Origin of the sequence: Streptomyces sp. NPDC057271 (genome assembly GCF_042668715.1) — a bacterium.
Classification (GTDB): Bacteria; Actinomycetota; Actinomycetes; order Streptomycetales; family Streptomycetaceae; genus Streptomyces.
The window spans coordinates 13,612-33,842 of sequence record NZ_JBHUYJ010000065.1 but is presented as its reverse complement, the minus strand read 5'-3'; the positions used below and the strand labels follow the sequence as shown (position 1 = coordinate 33,842).

At 68.0% G+C, this 20,231-nt stretch carries 18 protein-coding genes and 1 pseudogene; 10 read left to right on the top strand and 9 right to left on the bottom strand.

The genetic code is table 11. The features are described 5' to 3' along the window. Positions 1-3 precede the first annotated feature (3 nt). The 3 genes from ACFUJR_RS26000 to ACFUJR_RS25990 all read right to left on the bottom strand — a co-directional run bounded on the left by ACFUJR_RS26000 (position 4) and on the right by ACFUJR_RS25990 (position 3,348). The gene (locus tag ACFUJR_RS26000) at positions 4-1,401 is read right to left on the bottom strand and encodes a carotenoid oxygenase family protein (protein ID WP_383450762.1); all 1,398 of its coding nucleotides are present in this window, start codon (positions 1,399-1,401) and stop codon (positions 4-6) included. A 330-nt stretch (positions 1,402-1,731) separates the two neighbouring features. Then, entirely contained in the window at positions 1,732-2,640 is a 909-nt protein-coding gene (locus ACFUJR_RS25995; protein WP_383181331.1) for a transposase, read from the bottom strand. Positions 2,641-2,670: 30 nt separating this feature from the next. Continuing rightward, on the bottom strand, positions 2,671-3,348 hold the full coding sequence (locus ACFUJR_RS25990; RefSeq protein ID WP_383181334.1) for a transposase: 678 nt from the start codon (positions 3,346-3,348) through the stop codon (positions 2,671-2,673). Between the two features lie 467 nt (positions 3,349-3,815). On the opposite strand from ACFUJR_RS25990, the gene ACFUJR_RS25985 reads away from it, so the two are divergent. Next, positions 3,816-3,983: an IS3 family transposase gene (locus ACFUJR_RS25985; protein WP_383181337.1), complete on the top strand. Its 168-nt coding sequence runs from the start codon at positions 3,816-3,818 to the stop codon at positions 3,981-3,983. Here ACFUJR_RS25985 and ACFUJR_RS25980 read toward each other — a convergent pair. Beyond that, positions 3,958-4,092 (bottom strand): hypothetical protein, encoded by a 135-nt coding sequence (locus tag ACFUJR_RS25980; RefSeq protein WP_383181340.1) that lies wholly within the window; start codon positions 4,090-4,092, stop codon positions 3,958-3,960. The genes ACFUJR_RS25985 and ACFUJR_RS25980 overlap by 26 nt on opposite strands. A gap of 65 nt (positions 4,093-4,157) precedes the next feature. Here ACFUJR_RS25980 and ACFUJR_RS25975 point away from each other — a divergent pair. The 4 genes and pseudogenes from ACFUJR_RS25975 to ACFUJR_RS25960 all read left to right on the top strand — a co-directional run bounded on the left by ACFUJR_RS25975 (position 4,158) and on the right by ACFUJR_RS25960 (position 7,406). Then, positions 4,158-4,988, top strand: a pseudogene (locus tag ACFUJR_RS25975) (IS5 family transposase). Next, the gene (locus ACFUJR_RS25970; RefSeq protein WP_383450759.1) at positions 4,985-5,407 is read left to right on the top strand and encodes a hypothetical protein; all 423 of its coding nucleotides are present in this window, start codon (positions 4,985-4,987) and stop codon (positions 5,405-5,407) included. Before ACFUJR_RS25975 ends, ACFUJR_RS25970 begins: the two are co-directional and overlap by 4 nt. Before the next feature lie 392 nt (positions 5,408-5,799). Beyond that, on the top strand, positions 5,800-6,210 hold the full coding sequence (locus tag ACFUJR_RS25965) for a carotenoid oxygenase family protein (protein WP_383450756.1): 411 nt from the start codon (positions 5,800-5,802) through the stop codon (positions 6,208-6,210). Further along, a complete protein-coding gene (locus ACFUJR_RS25960; protein WP_383173368.1) occupies positions 6,207-7,406 on the top strand; it encodes a hypothetical protein in 1,200 nt (399 codons plus the stop codon). The genes ACFUJR_RS25965 and ACFUJR_RS25960 overlap by 4 nt, the downstream gene beginning before the upstream one ends. A 50-nt stretch (positions 7,407-7,456) precedes the next feature. Here the strand turns inward: ACFUJR_RS25960 and ACFUJR_RS25955 are convergent, their stop codons facing one another. Beyond that, positions 7,457-8,182, bottom strand: coding sequence for an ISAs1 family transposase (locus ACFUJR_RS25955; RefSeq protein WP_383173366.1), 726 nt, complete (start codon positions 8,180-8,182; stop codon positions 7,457-7,459). On the opposite strand from ACFUJR_RS25955, the gene ACFUJR_RS25950 reads away from it, so the two are divergent. After that, on the top strand, positions 8,166-8,672 hold the full coding sequence (locus ACFUJR_RS25950) for a hypothetical protein (protein ID WP_383173364.1): 507 nt from the start codon (positions 8,166-8,168) through the stop codon (positions 8,670-8,672). The genes ACFUJR_RS25955 and ACFUJR_RS25950 overlap by 17 nt on opposite strands. Here ACFUJR_RS25950 and ACFUJR_RS25945 read toward each other — a convergent pair. Further along, entirely contained in the window at positions 8,654-8,995 is a 342-nt protein-coding gene (locus ACFUJR_RS25945; RefSeq protein WP_383173362.1) for a hypothetical protein, read from the bottom strand. The genes ACFUJR_RS25950 and ACFUJR_RS25945 overlap by 19 nt on opposite strands. 87 nt (positions 8,996-9,082) lie before the next feature. On the opposite strand from ACFUJR_RS25945, the gene ACFUJR_RS25940 reads away from it, so the two are divergent. Then, positions 9,083-10,243 carry an IS630 family transposase gene (locus tag ACFUJR_RS25940; protein WP_383173360.1) on the top strand — a complete coding sequence of 387 codons (1,161 nt, stop codon included), beginning with the start codon at positions 9,083-9,085 and terminating at the stop codon, positions 10,241-10,243. Between the two features lie 45 nt (positions 10,244-10,288). Here ACFUJR_RS25940 and ACFUJR_RS25935 read toward each other — a convergent pair whose 3' ends face one another. Together ACFUJR_RS25935 and ACFUJR_RS25930 are read right to left on the bottom strand one after the other, a co-directional pair. Further along, positions 10,289-11,917, bottom strand: a complete 1,629-nt coding sequence (locus ACFUJR_RS25935) for an IS4 family transposase (protein WP_383173358.1) — start codon at positions 11,915-11,917, stop codon at positions 10,289-10,291. Between the two features lie 467 nt (positions 11,918-12,384). Continuing rightward, on the bottom strand, positions 12,385-12,597 hold the full coding sequence (locus ACFUJR_RS25930; protein WP_383173374.1) for a hypothetical protein: 213 nt from the start codon (positions 12,595-12,597) through the stop codon (positions 12,385-12,387). A gap of 744 nt (positions 12,598-13,341) precedes the next feature. Between ACFUJR_RS25930 and ACFUJR_RS25925 the strand changes: the two genes are divergently transcribed. From ACFUJR_RS25925 to ACFUJR_RS25915, 3 genes are all read left to right on the top strand, one after another. Then, positions 13,342-13,866 (top strand): ATP-binding protein, encoded by a 525-nt coding sequence (locus ACFUJR_RS25925; RefSeq protein ID WP_383173356.1) that lies wholly within the window; start codon positions 13,342-13,344, stop codon positions 13,864-13,866. 482 nt (positions 13,867-14,348) lie between these two features. Then, the gene (locus tag ACFUJR_RS25920; protein ID WP_383173354.1) at positions 14,349-17,714 is read left to right on the top strand and encodes a PEP/pyruvate-binding domain-containing protein; all 3,366 of its coding nucleotides are present in this window, start codon (positions 14,349-14,351) and stop codon (positions 17,712-17,714) included. 8 nt (positions 17,715-17,722) lie between these two features. Next, positions 17,723-19,027, top strand: a complete 1,305-nt coding sequence (locus tag ACFUJR_RS25915) for an MFS transporter (protein WP_383173352.1) — start codon at positions 17,723-17,725, stop codon at positions 19,025-19,027. A gap of 148 nt (positions 19,028-19,175) precedes the next feature. Here the strand turns inward: ACFUJR_RS25915 and ACFUJR_RS25910 are convergent, their stop codons facing one another. Then, positions 19,176-20,228, bottom strand: coding sequence for an IS4 family transposase (locus ACFUJR_RS25910; RefSeq protein WP_383173372.1), 1,053 nt, complete (start codon positions 20,226-20,228; stop codon positions 19,176-19,178). Positions 20,229-20,231: the final 3 nt, after the last annotated feature.

Here is a 20,231-nt window from a genome sequence, read left to right as displayed (position 1 = left end):
GTGTCACCGGGGCGGCCCGAGCCCGGCGCCGACAGCATCGAGTTCCGCATCGGGTATCCAGTTCGAGTGGAACCCGAAGGGCACGCGCACGGGTAGGCGTACGGTCGCGACGGGCGGGCCGGTGAAATCGCGGGCGTCGAGTACCACGAGGTCGCTCTCATGATGGAGCGCGTCGATGCGGAAGTGCAGTATCCAGCCGTCGTCCTCAGCCGCGCCGTTGCCCGCGCGAGGGACGAACACCGGCTCGGTGGGCACCGATCCACGAGGGAAGGCGCGCTCCTCGGTTCGCTCCCGCGCGAAGTCGTGCTTGAGCAGCACCTCGGGCTCGTAGGTGCTCAGCCCCTGCTCTCGGGCGCTGATGCCGTAGCAGTGGCGGAACGGCCGCCCGATCCGTCGGGGGTCGATGCGCGGCAGCTCCTGCTGGTGGTCATCGAGCTGGCGTTCCGTCACTTTGCCGGTGGCCGGGTCGATGGTCCACTCCCAGAGCATGCACGCCCCGTACGCGAAGGGGTCCTGACTCGTTCCGTCGAACATCTTCGGGTAGCGCAGCGCGTAGATCCGGACGACTCCGTTCTCCTCGGTGGCGTTGACCGCGTGGAAGACGAAGCAGGGCGCGATGGAGAACCACCGCAGACTGCCGGCTCCGCCCTCCCGGGGGAGCAGACCGATACGCGCCTGATGCCGGCCGTCCCAGCGGAAGGGAAACCTGCCGCGTGCCGCCTGCCCGAGGTGGAAGCGCACGGGTAGATCGAACAGCACCACATGCTTCTCGGTCAGGGCGATGTCGTGCATCATCGGTCTGCCGCCGAGCGGGATCCGCTCCGTCTTCCTGATCGTTCCCTCGGCGGTGATCACGAGATAGTCGGCCGAGGTGTGCAGCGGCGAGTACGCGAGCGCGAAGAGCTCCCCGCTGACCGGGTCGGTCTTGGGGTGCGCGGTGATTCCTATGGGCAGTCCGCCGCCCAAGTCGGAGTACTCGACGGTGTCCAGGGTCTCACTCAGCCGGACCGGCAGGCACCCTGTCTCGACCAGGGCGAGCAGCAGGCCTCCGTGACAGACCACATTGGTGTTGACGACATCGGTGAAGAACCGGCGCGGCCCCGGGGGGCGGGACTCGCCGAGAGAACGGCACACCCGCCGGGAGCGGATCCATCGATTGCGAAACCATTCGGCGCGGCCGTCCCGCAGCCGGATGCCGCAGACCATGCCGTCCTGGCTGAACCAGGAGTAGTCCTCCGCGCCGCGGCGTCGGGGCGGCGCCACCGGATTGCCGCCGATCTGTGTGAACAGCCCATCCAACTCGGGCGGGATCCTGCCCTTCACCGGAAGGCGGTGCGCGGTGCGTTCGGTGTAGAGGGGCGTGAAGGCACCCTGCAGGAACGGACTGACTCTGCTCGACATGTGTCACTCCTCGCGTCCCGGCGAGGCTAGGCTGCATCGGAGCCGGGCGGACGCGGCCGGTGAAAACCTGGCCGACCGATTCACCCGGCCCGCGGTGTGCCGCATCCTTCGTCCACGTACTACAGCCGGAGATCAAGTCGGTCGGGGTGCCGGGGCCAGGCGAAGCCCTCGTACGCCGACTCGTAGTCCTCCCAGGGTGACGCCGAGTTCCGCTGCCAAGTCGGCCAGCCACCACTCGTGTTCGCTGGGAGCCTCGGCCGGATCGGGGCCGCGGTGAGGGACCCGCCGGGGCTTTGACCACTGCGGAGACTCTGCTGCGCAATTCCGGGGTCAGGCTGTGAGCCGGTAGGCGAGGTGTTCGAGGCGGCTGCTGCGGGTGTGGTGCTGGTCGTGTCCGGTCCAGTACGCGTCGAGTCGGATTACGTTGAGTGCGGTGGCGGAGAAGGCGTGCTGGAGGCGGACCTTCGGCAGTCCGCGGTAGCGGGCCCGGCGGATGCCGGTGATGTCCAGTGCCTGATTGATGGTGCCCTCCACTCCTGCACGCAGGGCGTACTTGGCCTTCCAGGTCTCGGTCTTCTGCTCGGCGCGGGCCCGGATGAGGGCCTCGTGCGGTTCCCTGGGCCGCAGGGTGAGCATGCGCCGACCCGGCGCGGAGCTGGTGCACTGTTTCTGGAAGGGACAGGGGCGGCAGGTGCGGACGCTGAAGGTGATGACGATCGCGTCCGCGCCGTGCTGCTTCACCGGGTTCCAGTGCGCGCTGCTCTTCCCGGCGGGACAGCGGACCTGGCGGGCCTTCCAGTCAATGGCGAAGGCGTTCTTGTCGAAGCCGGCGTGGGCCTTGGCCTGGGCCGAGTGGTCCAGCAGGACGGGGGTGACCATACGAGTGCCCCGCTTCAGCGCGGCGGTGATGAGATCGGCGGAGGGGTAACCGGAGTCGAGGTAGTGCTCGCCGGGTCTCACCCTGTGCTCGGCCAGGCGCCGTTGAACAGGCGCCGTCGCCTTCACATCGGGCACGGTGGCGTCGGTGGTGAACACGTCCGTGATCAGGTTCGGTGTTGCCGGGACCCCGGCTTCGGCTTCGGCGGGAGTGTCGCAGGTCTCGGTGAGGTGGACCTTGTAGCCCATCCAGAACAGGTCTTCGCCCTTGGCTGCCCAGCGGGCATCGGGGTCGTAGGGGGAGGCCAGGCGGAGTTGGCCGGGCGGGACACCCTCGTCGTCGGCGTCCCGCTTCTTGATCACCACCCGTCCCCGGGTGTCGGCGTGCAGGTATTAGGTCTGCACGAGAATCTGCCGCAGGAGCCGTACAGACTCGATCTCACGGATCCAGCCCGGGGCGTCGGGGGCCCACGCCGCCTGGCACAACGCCAGGGCATCCTGCCCGAAGACCTGCGCGAGCCGGTCGCGTTTCGTCCGCGAGGACCGCATGCGCCAGCCGTCCACCCTCGGCCCGTAACGGTGGGCGAACTCGGCCACATCAACCTGTCCGGCCAGCCAGGCCGGTGCCGCGACCGCGAGGGCCTCCAGAGCTGCCTGCACGCTCTCCCCGGCGAGCTTCAGACGGTTCAAGTCCCGCACCGCGCTGATCACATGGGTGGAATCGGTGCGCTGCTTGCCCCCGGCGGCTACCAGGACCTCGTCCTTGCAGTGCTCCAGGAGCCGGTCGAAGACCACCCGTTCCATGCCGTGCCCGGCCAGCCGGGTGCGGAACCGGCTCAGCACGCTCGCTTCGAAGCCCGTGTCCGTCAGCTCGGCCCCGAGCACGTACTTCCAGTCGATCGCCCGCACCGCCATCGCCGCGGCCTGCCGGTCGGTCAGGTCCTCGGCGAACTGCAACACCGTGACCAGCGACAACACCCCAGGTGACAGACCCGGTGCACCGCGTACCCCGAACGCGTCGGCGAACGGCTCGTCGGCAAAGACCTCCGCGAGCCGATCACGCACCCGCATCGCCAGACTCCCCCGCGGGAACGCCGCCCGGGCCACCGTCGCGGTCTGCGCCGGAACCTCCGGAAGCCCCTTCGGCCGCATCGACAACCACATCACCCCCACGGCCGCACGACAGGACAACGGCCATACAGACGATCATCCCGCGCCCACCAACACCCCGCACGGAATTGCGCAGCAGAGTCTGCGGAGCGTGAGGAGTTGGTCCGGCTGCGGCGGAAGGTTCGCGAGCAGGAGGCCACGATCGAGGTTCTGGGAAAAGCGACCGCCTTCTTCGCTCAGGACAAGATGAGGTAGACACCGTGGCACGGTGTCGTTTCATCGATGCGGAGAAGGTATCGGAGGTGATCCTGCAGGTCACAGCGTTGCGTTTCTGTGCCGTGTGCTGGGAGTGCCCCGTTCCACCTGCTACGCGCACAGGGCGTCACGGCCGGCCCGGCACGGTGCGGGAGCGGGCCGAGGAGGTGCTGGTGGGCGAGATCCGGGTGCTTCACGCCGGATCTCGCGGTGCCTACGGGGCCCCGCGGATCCACGCCGCCCTGCGGCGGGCCGGGCGGGTGGTGAACTCCAAGAAGATCGAGCGGCTGATGCGCAAGCACCGGATCGTCGGGATCACCCGCGCCGGCGGCGGGTCCTGACCCGGCAGGCGTAGCCGCTGCGGCAGGCGCCGAGGCGAGCCAGCGGCTCGATCATGCGGGCGGCGACCTCCTCAGAGTGCGGGACGTGGCGTTCCGTCGGTCTTGTCATCGCTCGATGGTGTGACGTTGGGGCATCGTCGCCGGTCAGGCGTTCGGGGTTCGCTGGGTTGTGGAATGAGCATGCGCAAGCCGTACCCGAGCGATCTCACTGACGAGCAGTGGGAGTTCGTTGAACCCGTGATCACCGCATGGAAGGCCCGGCATCTGTCGGTCAGCGGCCATCAGGGCAAGTACGCGATGCGGGAGATCGTGAACGCGATCCTCTACCAGAACCGCACGGGCTGTCAGTGGGAGTTCCTGCCCCACGACATGCCTCCACCCGGAGCGGTGAAGTACTACTTCTACCTCTGGCGCGACGAGGGCACCGACCAGGACATTCACGACCTGCTGCGCTGGTAGCTGCGGGGGAAGCGGAAGCGATCAGCCGACCCGAGCCTCGTGGTCCTGGACACGCAGAGCATCCACGCCGCCGTCGGTGTCCCCGCCACGACGACCGGCAAGGATGCTGCGAAACGGGTGCCGGGTCGGAAGAGATGCCCGGCCGTGGACGTATTGGGCCTCTTCAATGACTGCGTCGTTCTGCCCGCCTCCGCGCACGAGAACACCGCCGGCATCGCCCTGCTGGACGGTGTCGCCGCGCAGTGCGACACGGTGACCAAGGCCCTGGTCGACCAGGGCTTCAAGAAGAAAGTCGTCGAGCACGGCACGAACCTGGGCATCGACGTCGAGATCGTCGAGCGCAACCCGTATGACAAGGGCTTCGTCCCGCAGGCCAAGCGGTGGATCGTGGAGCAGACGAACGGGATCCTGATGTTCTACCGCCGTCTCGTACGCGACTACGAACACCGGCCCGCCTCCTCCCGCTCCCGCGTCCTGTGGGCGATGACCTCCGTCATGAGCCGCCGCCTCACCGGAGGCACCCTCGCCTCCTTCAGGACCTCATGAGTGAGAACCCACAGGTCAAAGCCATTCTCGAACACATCGAGACCCGCGAGCGCGAACTAGACGACCAGGCCGGACAGCTACGGACCCGCATCGAGGAACTCACCCGGCAGCTCGGCGAGATCGACGCGGACAGCGAAAGCCTGCGCATCACCCGCAAGACCCTCCTCGCACTCCCACTGCCCTCACCCGCCACCGAACCGGACCGCCCCGACATCCCGGACCACCCCGCCTACCAGCAGATTCTCACTGCCGTGGCCGACGCCGGGCGGCCGATGCGCGCCCGCGACCTCTGCCAGGCCCTCGACTTGCCGATCCTCCCGAAGAACACCGAAGGCATCCGCTCCAAACTGAAACGCCTGGTCAGCCGGGGCATCCTCACCGAGCCCGAACCCGGACTGTTCGCCCGCCCCGGCTCTTGAGGAGCATCCCCCGCCCGCGACCAGCGATCCTTCCCCAACCTCAACCACGAAACGGACAAGAGCTCACGTTCCGCACTCTCATAGTCACTGGTATTGAGCCTATTTATAACATTGAACACTCCCCCATGAAGAGGACACATATCGGAACGCAGCGCGACGGAGAAGCTCCGGGCCGCCAGGGACTTCCTGCTCCAGCACCGGGAGGACTACGAGTCGGCGTACGAGGGCTTCGCCTGGCCCCGGCACCCCGACCGACTTGATCTCCGGCTGTAGTACGTGGACGAAGGATGCGGCACACCGCGGGCCGGGTGAATCGGTCGGCCAGGTTTTCACCGGCCGCGTCCGCCCGGCTCCGATGCAGCCTAGCCTCGCCGGGACGCGAGGAGTGACACATGTCGAGCAGAGTCAGTCCGTTCCTGCAGGGTGCCTTCACGCCCCTCTACACCGAACGCACCGCGCACCGCCTTCCGGTGAAGGGCAGGATCCCGCCCGAGTTGGATGGGCTGTTCACACAGATCGGCGGCAATCCGGTGGCGCCGCCCCGACGCCGCGGCGCGGAGGACTACTCCTGGTTCAGCCAGGACGGCATGGTCTGCGGCATCCGGCTGCGGGACGGCCGCGCCGAATGGTTTCGCAATCGGTGGATTCGGTCCCCACCGCCACCACAGAAACCGACTGAACGACCACATCCACAGGCCACGTGGTCACGATTCAACCGGCCAAAGTGGGTCCAAGTTCAGGCGCCCCCGACATATGAGCCCGAATACTCCAACGATTCAGCGAGCGCGAAGGGAAGGCCGTGAAAAAAGGAACGGTCAAGGCAAGACGAGTAGGCACCTACCTGGTTGGCCAAGACTTGTTGGCCTACCCGCAAGAACTCGAAGACGACCTCCGCGACTGTGGACTCCCCGCCGATGAGCGGGCACAGGTGTTCACGGTGGCATGGGAATACGTACGCTGCGCAGTGCCGGAGTTCACCAACTGGGGGAGATATCTAGCCTTCACTCGACTGACGGTACTAACTACCGTGGCGGAGTACCGTGGACACCTGGTGGACATGAGGAAATGCATGACCCCGGGCGAGACGGTTCTCGGATACAACGTCCCCGAACTGCTGGACACGCTCTTTGCCGGGACAGGAGTGCACGATGAGATGGCCCGCGAGTACACATCGAGCGTCCTGTTCATGGCGGAGAAGGCACGGGACCGGCAGTCCGTCCTGTGGAGGCGGCATGCGGAGGCATTCGCTCTGTCACCCGTCGACTATCTCCGGCTGCGCGACTGCGATGCACAGGTGCGGTTCTTCGTCGCATCGGCACTGGCCTGCAACAACCTGGTACCGACCTTCAGCGAGGAGCAGTACCGGGCCATAGCAGACATTGGGGTCACACTCTACGACGCTGTTGCGTTCTATAAGCACAGGGCCGAAGGCGAGATCGCCAATTTGTACGCCTATTGCGGCCAGGACATCGAATTCAGGAAGGCCGCGTACCGGGATCACCGCTCAACGCTGTGGGTCCTGGAAACCCAATGGTGCCGGAGCGTGGCAGGCAGGTGCGCGGTGAACGTCGTCAAGCAACTACCTCTGGTTCATATGTCGATGCGCCGCTACAGGTACGTCGAAGACGGCCTGACCATCGGGAAACCGGAGTCCGATGCAGTGGTAGCGCAGGCACGGGCCAATGTGAAGCTCTGGTACCGGAAGGAAACAGAACAAGGGCTGATCTTCCCGCAGCGCTCCTGGGCCGATGACCGGGATGCCATGGCAGCCGTAAGCGATTTGCTGTATCCCGGGCTGGAAGCCACCCTGGTGCGAACGGTGGAGGAGTTCTGCAAACGCTGCGTCCGCCATCCGATCTACGGCGCTCGTGGGGAGGCCGGGATGTTCGGTGGCGTGGACGTGTGCGACAAGTGCAGGCAGGCATGGCGCGCCTACGTGCTTTCGTCCGGACGGAGGCACGCACAAGCCCTTTCCCTGCCGTACGAGGAGCTGGCTTGAAGCTTCGTACTCGCGTAATCCGAGATTCGCTTCCACGCCGCAAGTTCCGGCTACCGCGTGACGAGTGTTCGACAGGCGTCGCCGATCAGGGCCTTGGCAAAGTGTCGTGATGTCCAGTTCGTGATCATGTGAGCCCGAGCAGGGCGAGCGGTCGGCGGGCGTCGCGGGCGTTGTGCCGCAGTGCGGAGGCGATGTTCGTCTTGCCGGCCAGGCGGAGGGCGCCGATGGCGAGATTGCGCCAGGTGGCCATGGCGCGAGGCGCGGTGCCCGTCCGCAGCTGGGGAAGCATCCTCGGCGAACGTCACATCCCTGACATGGTGCAGGGCCTCGACCTTCCAGTGGTCGCGGATCAAGCTCGCGAGCTCGGCGGGTGTGGCTTGCTCGGCAGTGAGGCTGGTGACCGCGTAGACGGTCTTGATGCTGATCTTGCCGGACTTGCGGTCCACTCGGCGGCGCTTGAGCTGGACGGCTTGGCGGGCCCCGGGGAAGAGCAGGTTGTTCACCGTGCACACCTTGCTCCGGCGGATCTCGCCCCGGCCGTGCCCGGCGTCGCGGGTACGTCCCTGCAGCGGAATCTGCCTCCACGGAAGAGACTTGAGCTGCGTGCGGAGCTTCTTCTGATTCCCTTTCACGATCACGATGTAGTGCGCATTGCGGCCGAGCAGGTACGCCGCGTGCTCGCGCTGGGTGTGCATCGCGTCGCTGGTCACGACCACGCCCGCCAGATCAGCGATGGTCTCCAGCAGCGGTTGGAAGCAGGTGACCCGCGACGGCATCCCGGTCCGTGTATGGTCATGGCCCGGAAATGCCTCCGACCAGACCCTGATCCGGCAGGTCAAGGACGACATGCGGGACTGGACCCTCTCCAAGATCGTCTGGGTCGCCGACCGCGGCTTCTCTTCCGACCGCAACCGCCGCTACCTGCGCAGCGGCACCGACGCCTACATCATCGGCGAGAAACTCCGCACCACATCCCCCGAGGTCAAGCTGCGGCCGGTCTACCACCGCCTCGAGGAACGCATCCGCGCCCACGTCGTCCTGTGCTGGCTCGCGCTCCTGCTCATCCGCATCGCGGAGACCACCACCGGCGACACCTGGCCGCGGATCCGCCGCGAACTCGACCGCCTTCACCTGGGCACCTTCACCGGCCCCACCGGCACGTTCCAGCAGGTCACCACCCCCACCAAGCCCCAGCAGGACCTACTCGCCAAGCTCGGCATCCCCGCCCCCAGGCAGATCGCCGACCTTCAGCCCGCACCGCGCTGACCAGCAAGAACACCACCGCCTAGAGACACGCCCTCCAGGCGGCCACACCCATGTCCCCGCAGGTCAGACCCCACTTTCGGCTCTCTAGGCCGCCGAATTATGTCGAACCCGGGGTAGAGGGCGAAGCCCCACCTGCCGACCGCGCCGGTGTAGCGCAGCCGCATCAGCTTGACCCGTTCACCGTCGGCCAGGCCGGCCTCCACGTAGGCGAAGGCTCCCCGGTGGCGGATGTGCAGCTGCTCCAGCTGCGGCCAGGCGGTGCGGGCGCGCTCACCGAGGCGCGCCTCCAGTGAGAGCCGGGTGTGTTCCGAGGGCGTGGGCATGTCGTTCATCCTGCCCGAGGGGCCGGGTGCCGGATGCGGCAGGCTACGGCCCGTCGTGATCCACTTCTGCTGATCGGCCTGCCTGCCTTGCCCGTTGTCGCCGCCCACCCGATAGTCCTGCGCGCCGCCGGGCGCGAGCGACTGAAGAAGATGGCCTACGGCCACAAGACCGAACACCGGCTGCGGATGCGCGCGCAGGTGGTACTGCACGCCGCACGCGGACGCTCCAACGCGCGCATCGCCCGTGAGACGGGGCTGCATCTGGACACGGTCCGCTGCTGGCGCGGCCGGTTCGCCGAGCACGGTCTGGCCGGTCTGTCCGACCGCGAACGATCAGGGCGGCCGCCGTCGTTCACCGCATTGCAGGTGGCCCAGGTCAAGGCCCTGGCCTGCCGACTGCCCGCCGAGAGCGGCGTGCCGCTGGCGCGCTGGTCGTGCCCGGAACTGGCCCGCGAGGTCGTCGCCCGGGCGATCGCCTGCTCGGTCTCCGCCTCCACCGTGCGCCGCTGGCTCACCGACGACGCGCTCAAGCCCTGGCAGCACCAGTCCTGGATCTTCATCACCGACCCCGGCTTCCGGATCAAGGCCGAGCGGGTGCTCGGTTTGTACGCCCGCACCTGGCAGGGCGTCCCACTCGGCGAGGACGAGTACGTCATCAGCGCCGACGAGAAGACCTCCATCCAGGCCCGCTGCCACCCCACCCTCGCTCCCGGACAGGCCCGCGCGATGCGCGTCAACCACACCTACGGACGCGGCGGCGCCCTGGCCTACCTCGCCGCCTACGACGTCCACGCCGCGAAAGTGTCCGGCCGCTGTGAGCCCCGCACCGGCATCGACCCGTTCATGAACCTGGTCGCCCAGGTCATGAGCACCGAGCCCTACGCCAGCGCGAAGCGCGTGTTCTGGATCGTGGACAACGGCTCCTCCCACCGCGGCAAGCAGGCCGCCGACCGCCTGGCCGCCGCCTTCCCGAACGCAGTGATGGTCCACACCCCCGTGCACGCCTCGTGGTTGAACCAGGTGGAGATCTACTTCTCCGTCGTGCAGCGCAAGGTCGTCTCGCCCAACGACTTCACCGACCTCGCCCAGGTCACCGACCGGCTTCGAGCATTCGAAGACCGCTACAACGCCACAGCACAGCCGTTCCAGTGGAAGTTCACCACCTCCGACCTGGACGATCTGCTGGCCAGGCTCGACCGGCACACCACCGATCACCACGAAGAATCCTCCGCCGAGCCAGCTACATGATCAACCCCCGAAGGACCAAGGCCGGGTAGTTAGCGTTTTCGCAGGTCATGCAAGGGATCTGTTGTCCTGGGCGATAGCTGTGTAGCGGCCTGTACGGACTCTCTTGATCATTCCTTTCTCGGTCCAGCGGGCGAGTTGTCGGTAGGTGGCGACGAGGGTGACGTCGCCGAGCAGCTCGGCGATCTCCCGTGCTCGCCACAGCCGTTCGGGCTCTGCCTGCAGGATGGCCAGGACGCGGACCATGCGGCTGCTGGTCTTTCCGGGACCGGCGTACTGGGGGACGGTCGTCGCGGGTAGCGCGGGCCGCGGCGTTGGCGGCGGCAGGAGAGTGATCGTCGTCGAGGTCACGGCCCGGCTGTTGTCAGGGCGGCCGTCCAGTTTCCGTTCCGCGTAGCGCGAGATGGGCGACTTCACCTTGCGAGTGCTCACGCGGGACCGCCGGGCGGGCAACAGCGCCGACAGGACGCGGCGGCCGATTGCCCCAAGGCCCTCCTCGAAGATTCCTTCCGCGCATACCAGCAGGTCGCGGGCGGTTTGGAAGGCGATGGTGAAGCCGCAGCGGTCGGGATCCGTGCCGGGCTGGGACTCCGCGGCCTCGACCATGGTGCGGCGCAGGAGCTGGTAGAGGGTGAGCAGGGCCCACATCTCCTGCTCGACGCCCGCTGGGTCGTGCGAGCGCAGGACGCGTCCGTGCAGGATGGTGTGGCGCAAGGCGTAGTAGGCACTCTCGTGCTCCCACCGCTCGTGATAGAGACGAACGAGGCGGTCGGCCGGGTAGCGACGGGCGTCCAGGAGCGTGGTGGCCAGACGGTAGGAGCCTTCGAAGGTGGTGCCGTCCGTGCAGATGACGCTCACCCGGGCTTCGATGACGCGCACCACGACGCCGCCGATGACCGAGAGGTAGGAGGAGTCCGCGAGCGGCTTGAGGACCGGTGGCCGGCGACGCTGGTTGATGCGGCCCAGGACCCGTGCGCCGGTGGCGTGCACGGCGGCGAGGAAGTCGTTGCCGTCGAAGCCGCGGTCCCACAGCACCAGCGTGTCGGGGCCCAGATGGTGCAACAGCCTGGTGGCGTAGGAGGTCTCGCCCTCCCGGGTGGGACCGAAGACCGCTGCGATCACGGCCCGGGTGCCGGTCTCGACCAGTGTCATCAGCTCGACTTGGGGATATCCGCCGTGCGGACACCGCCCCAGCCAGCCCCGGTTGCGCTCGCTGTCAGGCACCTTGAACGAGCTGCAGCCGTCGAACGACACCGTCCGGTACGGGCCGAACCGCACCCCCGGCGTGGTCGGCTGGGCCAACGGCCCGGCCAGCACCTCGAACAACGCCCGCACCGGCGCGCTGCCGAGTCTGCGGCGCAGATCACGTAGCGCTTTCGTGCTCGGCCAGACGACCGGCATCCCCGACAAGCCGGCGGTCAGCTTGCCCCAGACCAGCCGGTACCCGATCTCGAGGAACAGGCACATCGCCAGGAGGAAGTACACGCCGACCCGCGAGGGCAGATCACGCAACCGCCGCTGCACGGTTCTGGTCTCGGACAGAACCGCATCGATGAGCTCGAACGGCACGACCGGCGTCAGCGCTCCCAGATGTCCGGGAGCGAACCGGCCCGCGGCCACAGTCACCGCACGGGTGATGGCCGACAGCGCCGACGGCGAGACAGAATGAACAGGCAACGGAGCTCCTTGCGGGACAAGCTGTCTTGGACGACTACCTGTACCAACGAGCTCCGCTGCTCTCCGTCAGAAATCCTTCAACTCCCTTGCATGACCTGCGAAAACGCTAACTACCAGGCCTTGCCCGAAGGACTTCCAAATCGGACCACTAAGCACACCACCCTCACTCGCGCTGCCCTTCAGTAATGGATGACACGATGGGACGAGGCATGACCCAACTCGAAGACATCGCCGACCGCCTCCCGCGGACAGGGAGGTCGGCGATGCGCCACGGCCTCGCCACGTTGATCCCCGGATACCGCGACGAGACGGAGGACGCCGACAGGTTCCACGGCCTGTTCCGAAGGGGAGACCCACGGAGGACGGACGAACGAGAATGGGCAAGAGACGAGAAGATGCCGTTCCACGTCCGAAGGCGGAGGTGAACGGCCCAGGTGCGCCGAGGTCTGGCAAGGCCGGCTCACGGATCAGGGGATGGCCCTGCACGGCAACGGGAGTTTGCGGGGTCGTGGCCAGCGCTGTTCGGCCGCCACGCCATGAAAGCCCACCAGTCCGGCTGTGAACGCGAAGCAGTCGGCGAGGACTGGACATCTTTGGCAGTAGGCGAGGGCCTGGCCGAGGTGGCCGGGTTCGGTGAAGATGTCAGGCATCACGGTGTTCGCGCAGGCCGCAGCCTGCATCCACGCCAACGGCTCGTCCGACGTACGGGTACTGCGAATCCAGGGGGGCACCGTTCGTGCATCCGGTCGTCGCCGGGCCCGGGTCGTTGGTCGCGGCGCTTCGTCCTCTACCGCGTCCGGGGGCCGCCTCCGATCGAGGACGGGCTGAGCTGTGGATCGAGTTCAGCGAACAGGGTCTCAGCCTCGTCAAGGGCCTATTGGTCGTTCGCTGCGGCTCCTGACGGAACAGGACAGCCGACAGGGCCCTCATCGGATTTCGTGGGTGGACTCCTCGCCGGTGAGGGCGGGGGCGCGTCAACGAAGAGGAGCGAAGGCCATTGGCAGCTGCCTGATGCCCCGTACATTGCCGCCCCGCCACACGAGTTCCTCCTCGGGAGTCACGAGAGCCAGGTCGTCGCCTGCGTCGAGCAGCGCCCGGAACGCCAGCTGCAGTTCCCTCCGGGCGGGCGGGCCCGAGGCACCCTGACGTGAAGACCCACTGCGCCGGATCACGCAGACGCGGGTCGGCGTTCTCGCGGTCCATGCGAGGCCGGGTGCCAGTGGGGTCGGTCACGTCCAAGGGCAGGTGTGTGCTCCTTGCGGAGGCGGATGCCTTTGCCATGGAAGGGACGGGCGTACGGTTCACCGTTTGCGCGGACTCTTTTCGATCGTCTTCGGCGGACCTTCGTCGTGCCCGGTGAACGTCCTTTGTCCGCTCCGCGTGCAGTTGGAGAGCGAACAAGTGCGCGGGGAGCGGAGGACGTCATGGGTGGACGGTCCGTGGAGCCCGGTGGCGAGGAGTCGCAGGGCTGGGAATGCGACATCCGACTGGACAGACAGCTGTGGATGGTGCGCATCGTGCGTGAGGCGTTAAGGATCGCCTTGTGTAGCCGACGCTCAGCGGATTTCGTCGACACGGCCTGCCTGCTCGCCACGGAGATCGTGTCCAACGCCCTCCTCCACGGCGGCGGGCGGGTCCGCGTGAGGCTCGTCGGGCACCGCTGCGGGCTGCACTTCAGCGCCGTGGACCGGGGCGCCCACGCCGGCCAGGCGGGACCGGCGCGGCGCCCAGCGGACGACGAGGCCGAGGGCGGACGCGGCCTTCAGCTCGTGGAGATGTGCGCCACACGATGGGGCACGGGGCAAGGCCTCGACGGTGTGGGCTCCCGGGTGTGGTTCGCCCTGGACGAGCACACCTGCGCGGATCCCCTCCTGTGCGAGGGGCAGGACAACGCGTCCACGGTCAGTGACATCCGGTCGGCGCCCAACGCACGTACCTGGAGCGGGTGAGACGTTCCGGCCGGTCTCCGGCCGGTCGGACGCTGCGGCGTCCTGATCAGTCGCCTGACAGTGGCAGGACATCCCGGTGGCGCACCAGGCCGAGGCGCGTGATGGTCGGCGGCACCCGAGCCGGCGTGCCATGCGACGAGACCGGGTCGGCCTCAAGCGGCGGGGCAGGACGATCGCAACAGTTCCGCAGAGGGAGGAAGCCATGGCGCAGGAGTCGAGCGTTCCACCCTGGCTCCGCGAGTTCTGACCGATCCGCAGTCAGTGGGGCCGAGGGCGGCGACGGCGTGACCGGGACGCCGCCGCAGGGGACGCAGGGGACGCAGGGGACGCAGGTGCTCGCGTGTTCGGCGAGAGCATTGGCATTTGCCCAACGGACGGCAGGCGTCGAGAGGAAGACCGACGATCCGGCCGTGATTCGCTGGAGTCACGGCCTGTTCAGGCGATCACACCCTTTCCTCTTCTGTCCTACGTTGGAGTTCTTGATGAGCTGCGTGCTGCTGGTGCACGGGGTAGGCGGTCCGCCGCTGGAATACGCGCTGCCCAAGGTGGCTGCCCAGGCCGAGGTGCACCTCCTGGCCCTCACTCCGCTGCCTGCGGCGCGCCGACAGCTGTGGGCCCCGCTGTGTACGTCGATCGTCGAGGTCGGCGGAACTGACGTCGGACCGGACAGCGACGGTTGGGAGATCGTCGAGCTCATCGAACGACAGGCGGAGACCGTCGGTGCCCAGGCGATCCTGACCCTGTCGGAGTTCGCTGTCGTCGCCGTGGCGCTGGCCTGCGATGCGCTGGGCCTCGCAGGTGCCGGACCGAACGTGGTGACCGCGCGCGACAAGCGCGAGATGAGGCGCATTTGGCAGCGGGTGGGTGTCCCGGTGCCCGGATTCGCACCGGTTTTCGACGAGTCCGACATCGAGGCAGCCTTCGACCTCCTGCAGCCGCCGCTGCTGCTGAAGTCCGCCTGGGGGGCCGGCTCGACTGGTCAGGCCACGGTCAACACCGCGGACGAGGCCGTCCGGGCCTGGCAGGACGCGAACGCGCTGATGCGCGCGACGGCGACCCAGGGCTACGGTGAGCTGCACGTCGCCGGGACCGACGGCGACTTCCTCCTGGAGGAGATCGTCACCGGGACCACGGAGGGCTGGTTCGCCGAAGGCGGCTGGGGCGACTATGTGAGTGTCGAGGGCATCGTCGCTGACGGCACGCACCACGCCTTGTGTATCAGCGGCCGGCTGCCCACCGTGCCTCCCTTCACGGAGCGGGGCAGCATCACCCCCGTCGACTTGCCCGAGGACCTGCAGCGCCGTATCGAGGACGTCGCCCAAGCCGCGGTCGACGCACTCGGCCTGCACACCTGCGCCACCCACACGGAGATCAAGCTCGGCCCGAACGGGCAGATGTGGGTCATCGAGACCGGCGCCCGCTTCGGCGGAGTGATGATCACCCGGCAGGCGGAGGACGTGTACGGCCTCGACATGATCGGCATGCTGGTCCGGCAACTGCTCGGCATGCCCGTCACGTACCCCCGGCGCATGCTCACACAGGGACCTGGCGCAGCCGCCTCCCTCGTCGTGCTGGCGGTCGACGAGACAGGAGCACCCTGGCAGGGCGAGGCGCTGTGGGACTTCTCAGCAGTGGACTGGATGTCCCTCCTCTCCCTGAGCACCTCCATACAGGTGGTGCCGGAGCTCTCCCAAGAGGACGGCACGCCGGTCGGCCCGTACGCGGCGGGGGAGGGCGGGCGTGCACGCGTAGCCGTCTGCTTCGTCAACGGCGCCGACGCGGGAAGTGTCATCGAGGACTGCCGACGGCTCGTACGGGCCCTGCCCGCGGCGCTGCCGACGGTTCCGCGCCGTGCCGATGACCGCACGGGCCTCTTGGACCTCGACCGGTTCGCCGAACTCGCCGGCATTCTCGCCGGACACCCGTACGTCAAGGTGGTGGTGGACCGGCACCGCGGTGGATGGCACGTCCTCGACCACGCCGAATACGCTCTCCACGCCCACTACATCGCCGACCGACTCCTCGGGATCGACCGGGAGACCCTGAACTCCGGCATCGACGCGTTCAACGACAGCGTGTACCAGAACCCCGACCGCCGCTTCCTGCTCGGCGTGCTCTCCCTGCATCACCGCCGCGTGGACGGTGGAGTGCTTCCGAAGGAACCGTTCATGGTCCTGGAGACCGTCGAGGCCGACACCATGGGCATCAGACTCCTCACCGAGTTTTATGCAGCGGTCCGCGAACGCCTCGACCCCCGGCTGCCCCTGCTGCTCAAGCCCGCCAACCACATCCAGGAGGCGGCGCTCGACAGCGTGCCCGAATGGGAGCTGCCGCGCATCGACGCCCACGAACTGCACGGCACCGCGGACTTCACGGCTCTCAACCCGGGTGAGGCCTATGGGAGGCTGCGGTATTTCGCCGACGCGGACGACTACCGCGAGGCTCAGGGGCGAGGTGACATCGCCTGGTACGACATTCTCGCCCTGCCCGTCGTCCCCGACGACATCCCTCAGGTCGCAGGCCTCATCAGCACCCGCCCCACCACCCCGCTGTCCCACACCAACGTCCTCGCCGCGGGCTGGGGAATTCCCAACGCGGTCGTCCGGGACCTCGCGGCGCGCCTTGCCCCGGCCGACGGCACTCTCGACGGCGCCTGGATCCGCTACGTCGTGACCGCGGACGACCTCGTCCTGGAACCGGTGGCCGAGGGTCACGACCTCGATGCCCTCAAGCGTCCCGAGCGGGCTCGGCCCGTCGCACTGGGCGTCCCGCGCACCGAACCGCTGCCCGTGGTGCCGCTGCGGCATTTACGCGCCGAAGACCGGCACGCGTACGGCACCAAAGCCGCCAACCTCGGCGAGCTCCTGCACGTCCTGCGGCACGGCTCCTCGGCCCTCAGCGGCTTCTATACCGTCTCCCGCCCACCGCGACCCCACCTGCTGGGCCGGCTGTCCGAGCGGTTGGACGCGCCTGACGACAGCACCTCGGAACAACTCGCGGAACGTGCTGCGACGTTCCTGCGGGACACAGTCTCGGTGCCGGACGGCATAGCCGCTCCGTTCGCCGTCCAACAGGAGTTCCTCGCTGGTATACCGTCCGTGCAACAGCTCATCGGCAAGATCAAGATGGCGCTCGCGCGCGGCGCCGACCACGAGATCGACGGTCTGTGCGCCGGGGCCCAAGCTCTGGTGCGGTCCGCGCCGTTGCCCGAACGCATCGTGAACAGGCTCCTCGGCGCGCTGGTCCGCCACGTGCCGGAAGCCAGGGAACTGGTGGTCCGCTCCTCCTCCAACGCCGAGGACCTGCCGGGGTTCTCCGCCGCCGGACTCTACGACTCTGTCACGTGCGTCCCCGGCCCGGAGCACCTAGCCGCGGCCGTCAAGCAGGTATGGGCGTCGCTCTTCACCGCACGCGGGGTACGGCTGCGCCACCAGGCCGGCATTCCGCTCGACGAGACATACATGGGCGTGATCGTCCAGCGCCGCCAACCCGCCGCATTCGGGGGGGTCATGGTCACGTGCGACCCGACTCGCCGGGACGACTTCCGCAACGTCTTCATCAATTGCGCCGTGGAATCGGTCGAAGCCGTCGTCGACGGAACCACGCTGCCCATCCAGTACCTCTACAACACCGTCGAGGGCGGCGGCCGCACCCTCAGCCTCGGCGGATCCCCGAAGGACCTCGACGCGTCCACCAAGGAGCGACTGGCACAGCTCGCGCTCGCCGGACGCCTGCTGCAAGGACACTTCAGCGGTCGGCCGACCTACGCCAGACCGCTGGACGTCGAGTGGTTGGTGGACCCGCAGGGCCGACTCCACATCGTCCAGATCCGGCCCTACGCGATCTGAGGGGCACCGTGACACCGTCCCTCCCGCCGGTCCTCCGCCGGATCGTGCGGCTCAACAACGGCTTCCAGCTGAGCTTCAACCTGCTGTGGTGGATGCCGGTCTTCTACGAATACCAGCGCGGAAGCGGACTGTCCGACACCGAGATCTTCGGCATCCAGAGCATCTACTACCTTGCGTTCTGCTTTCTGGAAGTGCCCACCGGCCTGGTGGCCGACCGCATCGGACTGCGTCGTTGCCTCCGCCTCGGCGCGGCCGTCATGGTCGTGGCCAACGTCCTTCCCGCGGTACGAGCCGACCACACGGGGTTCCTGCTCCACTTCCTGCTGCTCGCCGCCGCTCGCTCGCTCGTGTCCGGCGCCGGCAGCGCCTACCTCTACGAGGCCCTCGACGGCCACGGGGTAGCGGATCGCTACACGCAGGCGGAGGGGTCCGCCCGCGCCCTCGGCCTCGCCGCGAAGATCGCGTGCTGGCCCTTCGTCGGTCTGGTCTCCGCCGTGGCGGTCAGTGCGCCCTATTGGCTCACCGCGCTCAGCGCAGGCGCCTCCCTGGTCTGTGTCCTCGCCCTGCCACCGCTGCCCCGCGCGGCTGCGCCCACCGGGGCTGAGAGCTCGGCCGCCGGCGTCGGTCACGGTCCCTTCACCGCGCTGCGTGGAGCGGCCCGGGTACCCATCGACAGCAAGATGCTTGTCCCGTTGATGCTCCAGGGTGTCGCCGTCTTCACCCTCGCCCGGATCTGCCAGGTCAACCTCTTCCAGCCGCTCCTGCTCGACAAGGACGTTCCGGTGGCCCACCACGGCCTTGTGCTGTCCGCCATGACCCTGGCCGAGGCGGTCGCGGCCGCCCGACCGGGGCTGGTCCGCCGTCGGATGCGGGACTCCTCGGCGGTGTTCGCACTGACGGTGGCGATGGCCGGGGTCCTCGCGGTCGCCGCGTGGGCGACGGGAGCCGTCACCGCGGGCCTGCTCTGCGTCTTCGCCGCGGCAAGCGGCTTCTGCTATCCGATCCAGCGTCAGCTGGTCAACGAGGCCATCCCGACCACCCCGTACCGGGCCACCCTGTTGTCCGTGGAGTCCATCGTGGACCGCGGGGTCTGTGCCCTGGCGGCTATGGCGACCGGCGCGTACCTCGCCGCCGGCCGCATGAACAACCTGCTCGTCCACTCGGCCGTCGCCACATGTGTCTTGCTGGTGATCGTCGCCGGTGCGCTGGGCTGGGCTCGCCGCAGTACACGGGCAGATCAGCAGCCGAAGACATCCGCGGTGCCGGCGAGTACAGGTGACCGCAGCGCGAAGTCGAGGAATGTCAGGGGGTGACCCCTACGCCGGAGGGTCCGCTGCAGAGAACGGGAGGGCTCTCATCTTCCCGCCCCGTTATGCTTTTCGTGGTCCTGCAAGAGGGCCGCTGGCCTCCGGGCCCGGCATGACTGTTGCCCCCTGCCGAGCGGATGACAATGCCGTTGCCTTAGTGGTCGTGCCATCGGTGGTTCAGCGCGACAGCGGCGGGAGAGCGGACGGCTGGTGGCGGGTTCGCCAGGTGCTTTGCTGACGAATGGTGTGATGCGCGACTTGATCTTCCGCGGGCAGCGCGTGACCGCCGTCCTGGCAGCAGAGCCGCCGTGATCTCGGCGATGCCGAGTCGGCGGTTACGCCGACGGGCCGAGGGGGAAATGCCGGACGGTGCGATCACCGAGCGGCGGACAACATGTAGGGCCCGGGTGAACGACGTCCGCTCGGCCGGGCTCTGGCCGAGGCGGGCCGCCTCGGCCAGAAGATCTCGGGTCGCGTGGTGCACGATCAGGTGAGCGAAGATCTCCTGGCGTACCCCGTCAGGGGTCTGCGACCGCAGGACCGGTCTGTCGCGCTGATGGGTCTTGATCTCGTCGAAGACCAGCTCGATCTCCCAGCGCCGTGCATACAGTGCGGCGAGTTCGCCAGCCGGGTACTGCTCGTGGTCCAGCACGCTCGTGATGGGGCGGACCACTTCGGCCTGGCCGTCGATCCGGTACTCGATCACCCGCACCAGGGCGGGCGGTGCCTTCACCGTGTCGGCCGCCTTGCTGTGCTTGTTCGGCTCGATGCGGGCCAGGTAGCTTTCGTCCGCCAGGGCGTCTTCGACCCTGCGGGCCATCCGTCGATCCGTCCGCCACAGCAGGTGGGCGCCGCGGTCACGGAGCCGGTGCCAGCGGGCCAGGCCCCAGAACCCGCGATCGGAACGCCACGTGCTGTCGCCGACATGACGCGTCAGTTCGTCGGACACGATCCGCTCGGAGTCCTTCCAGCCTCCGATTACTGCGTCCAACACCGCGTGCGAGGAGCATTCCGCCACGGCGACCATCCGCGCCATCGGATAACCCATGGGGCTGCGCAGCGAGCCGCATTTGCCGAACGCGTCGCGGTTGCCGGCCGAGTCGGGCACCGCGAGCAGCATTCCGTCGACAGCCAGGATGCGCAGACCGTGGAAGAGCTGAGGACCTTGTCCCAGAGGGTGCGTCATCGCATGGAGGAGGTCGCGCATCAC

Coding starts and splice junctions, on each gene's coding strand:
- ACFUJR_RS26000 (WP_383450762.1), bottom strand. CDS start 1,401: ATGTCGAGCAGAGTCAGTCCGTTCCTGCAGGGTGCCTTCACGCCCCTC.
- ACFUJR_RS25990 (WP_383181334.1), bottom strand. CDS start 3,348: ATGCGGGTGCGTGATCGGCTCGCGGAGGTCTTTGCCGACGAGCCGTTC.
- ACFUJR_RS25980 (WP_383181340.1), bottom strand. CDS start 4,092: ATGACAAGACCGACGGAACGCCACGTCCCGCACTCTGAGGAGGTCGCC.
- ACFUJR_RS25970 (WP_383450759.1), top strand. CDS start 4,985: ATGAGTGAGAACCCACAGGTCAAAGCCATTCTCGAACACATCGAGACC.
- ACFUJR_RS25965 (WP_383450756.1), top strand. CDS start 5,800: ATGTCGAGCAGAGTCAGTCCGTTCCTGCAGGGTGCCTTCACGCCCCTC.
- ACFUJR_RS25955 (WP_383173366.1), bottom strand. CDS start 8,182: ATGCCGTCGCGGGTCACCTGCTTCCAACCGCTGCTGGAGACCATCGCT.
- ACFUJR_RS25945 (WP_383173362.1), bottom strand. CDS start 8,995: ATGCCCACGCCCTCGGAACACACCCGGCTCTCACTGGAGGCGCGCCTC.
- ACFUJR_RS25930 (WP_383173374.1), bottom strand. CDS start 12,597: ATGCAGGCTGCGGCCTGCGCGAACACCGTGATGCCTGACATCTTCACC.
- ACFUJR_RS25925 (WP_383173356.1), top strand. CDS start 13,342: ATGGGTGGACGGTCCGTGGAGCCCGGTGGCGAGGAGTCGCAGGGCTGG.
- ACFUJR_RS25920 (WP_383173354.1), top strand. CDS start 14,349: ATGAGCTGCGTGCTGCTGGTGCACGGGGTAGGCGGTCCGCCGCTGGAA.
- ACFUJR_RS25910 (WP_383173372.1), bottom strand. CDS start 20,228: ATGCGCGACCTCCTCCATGCGATGACGCACCCTCTGGGACAAGGTCCT.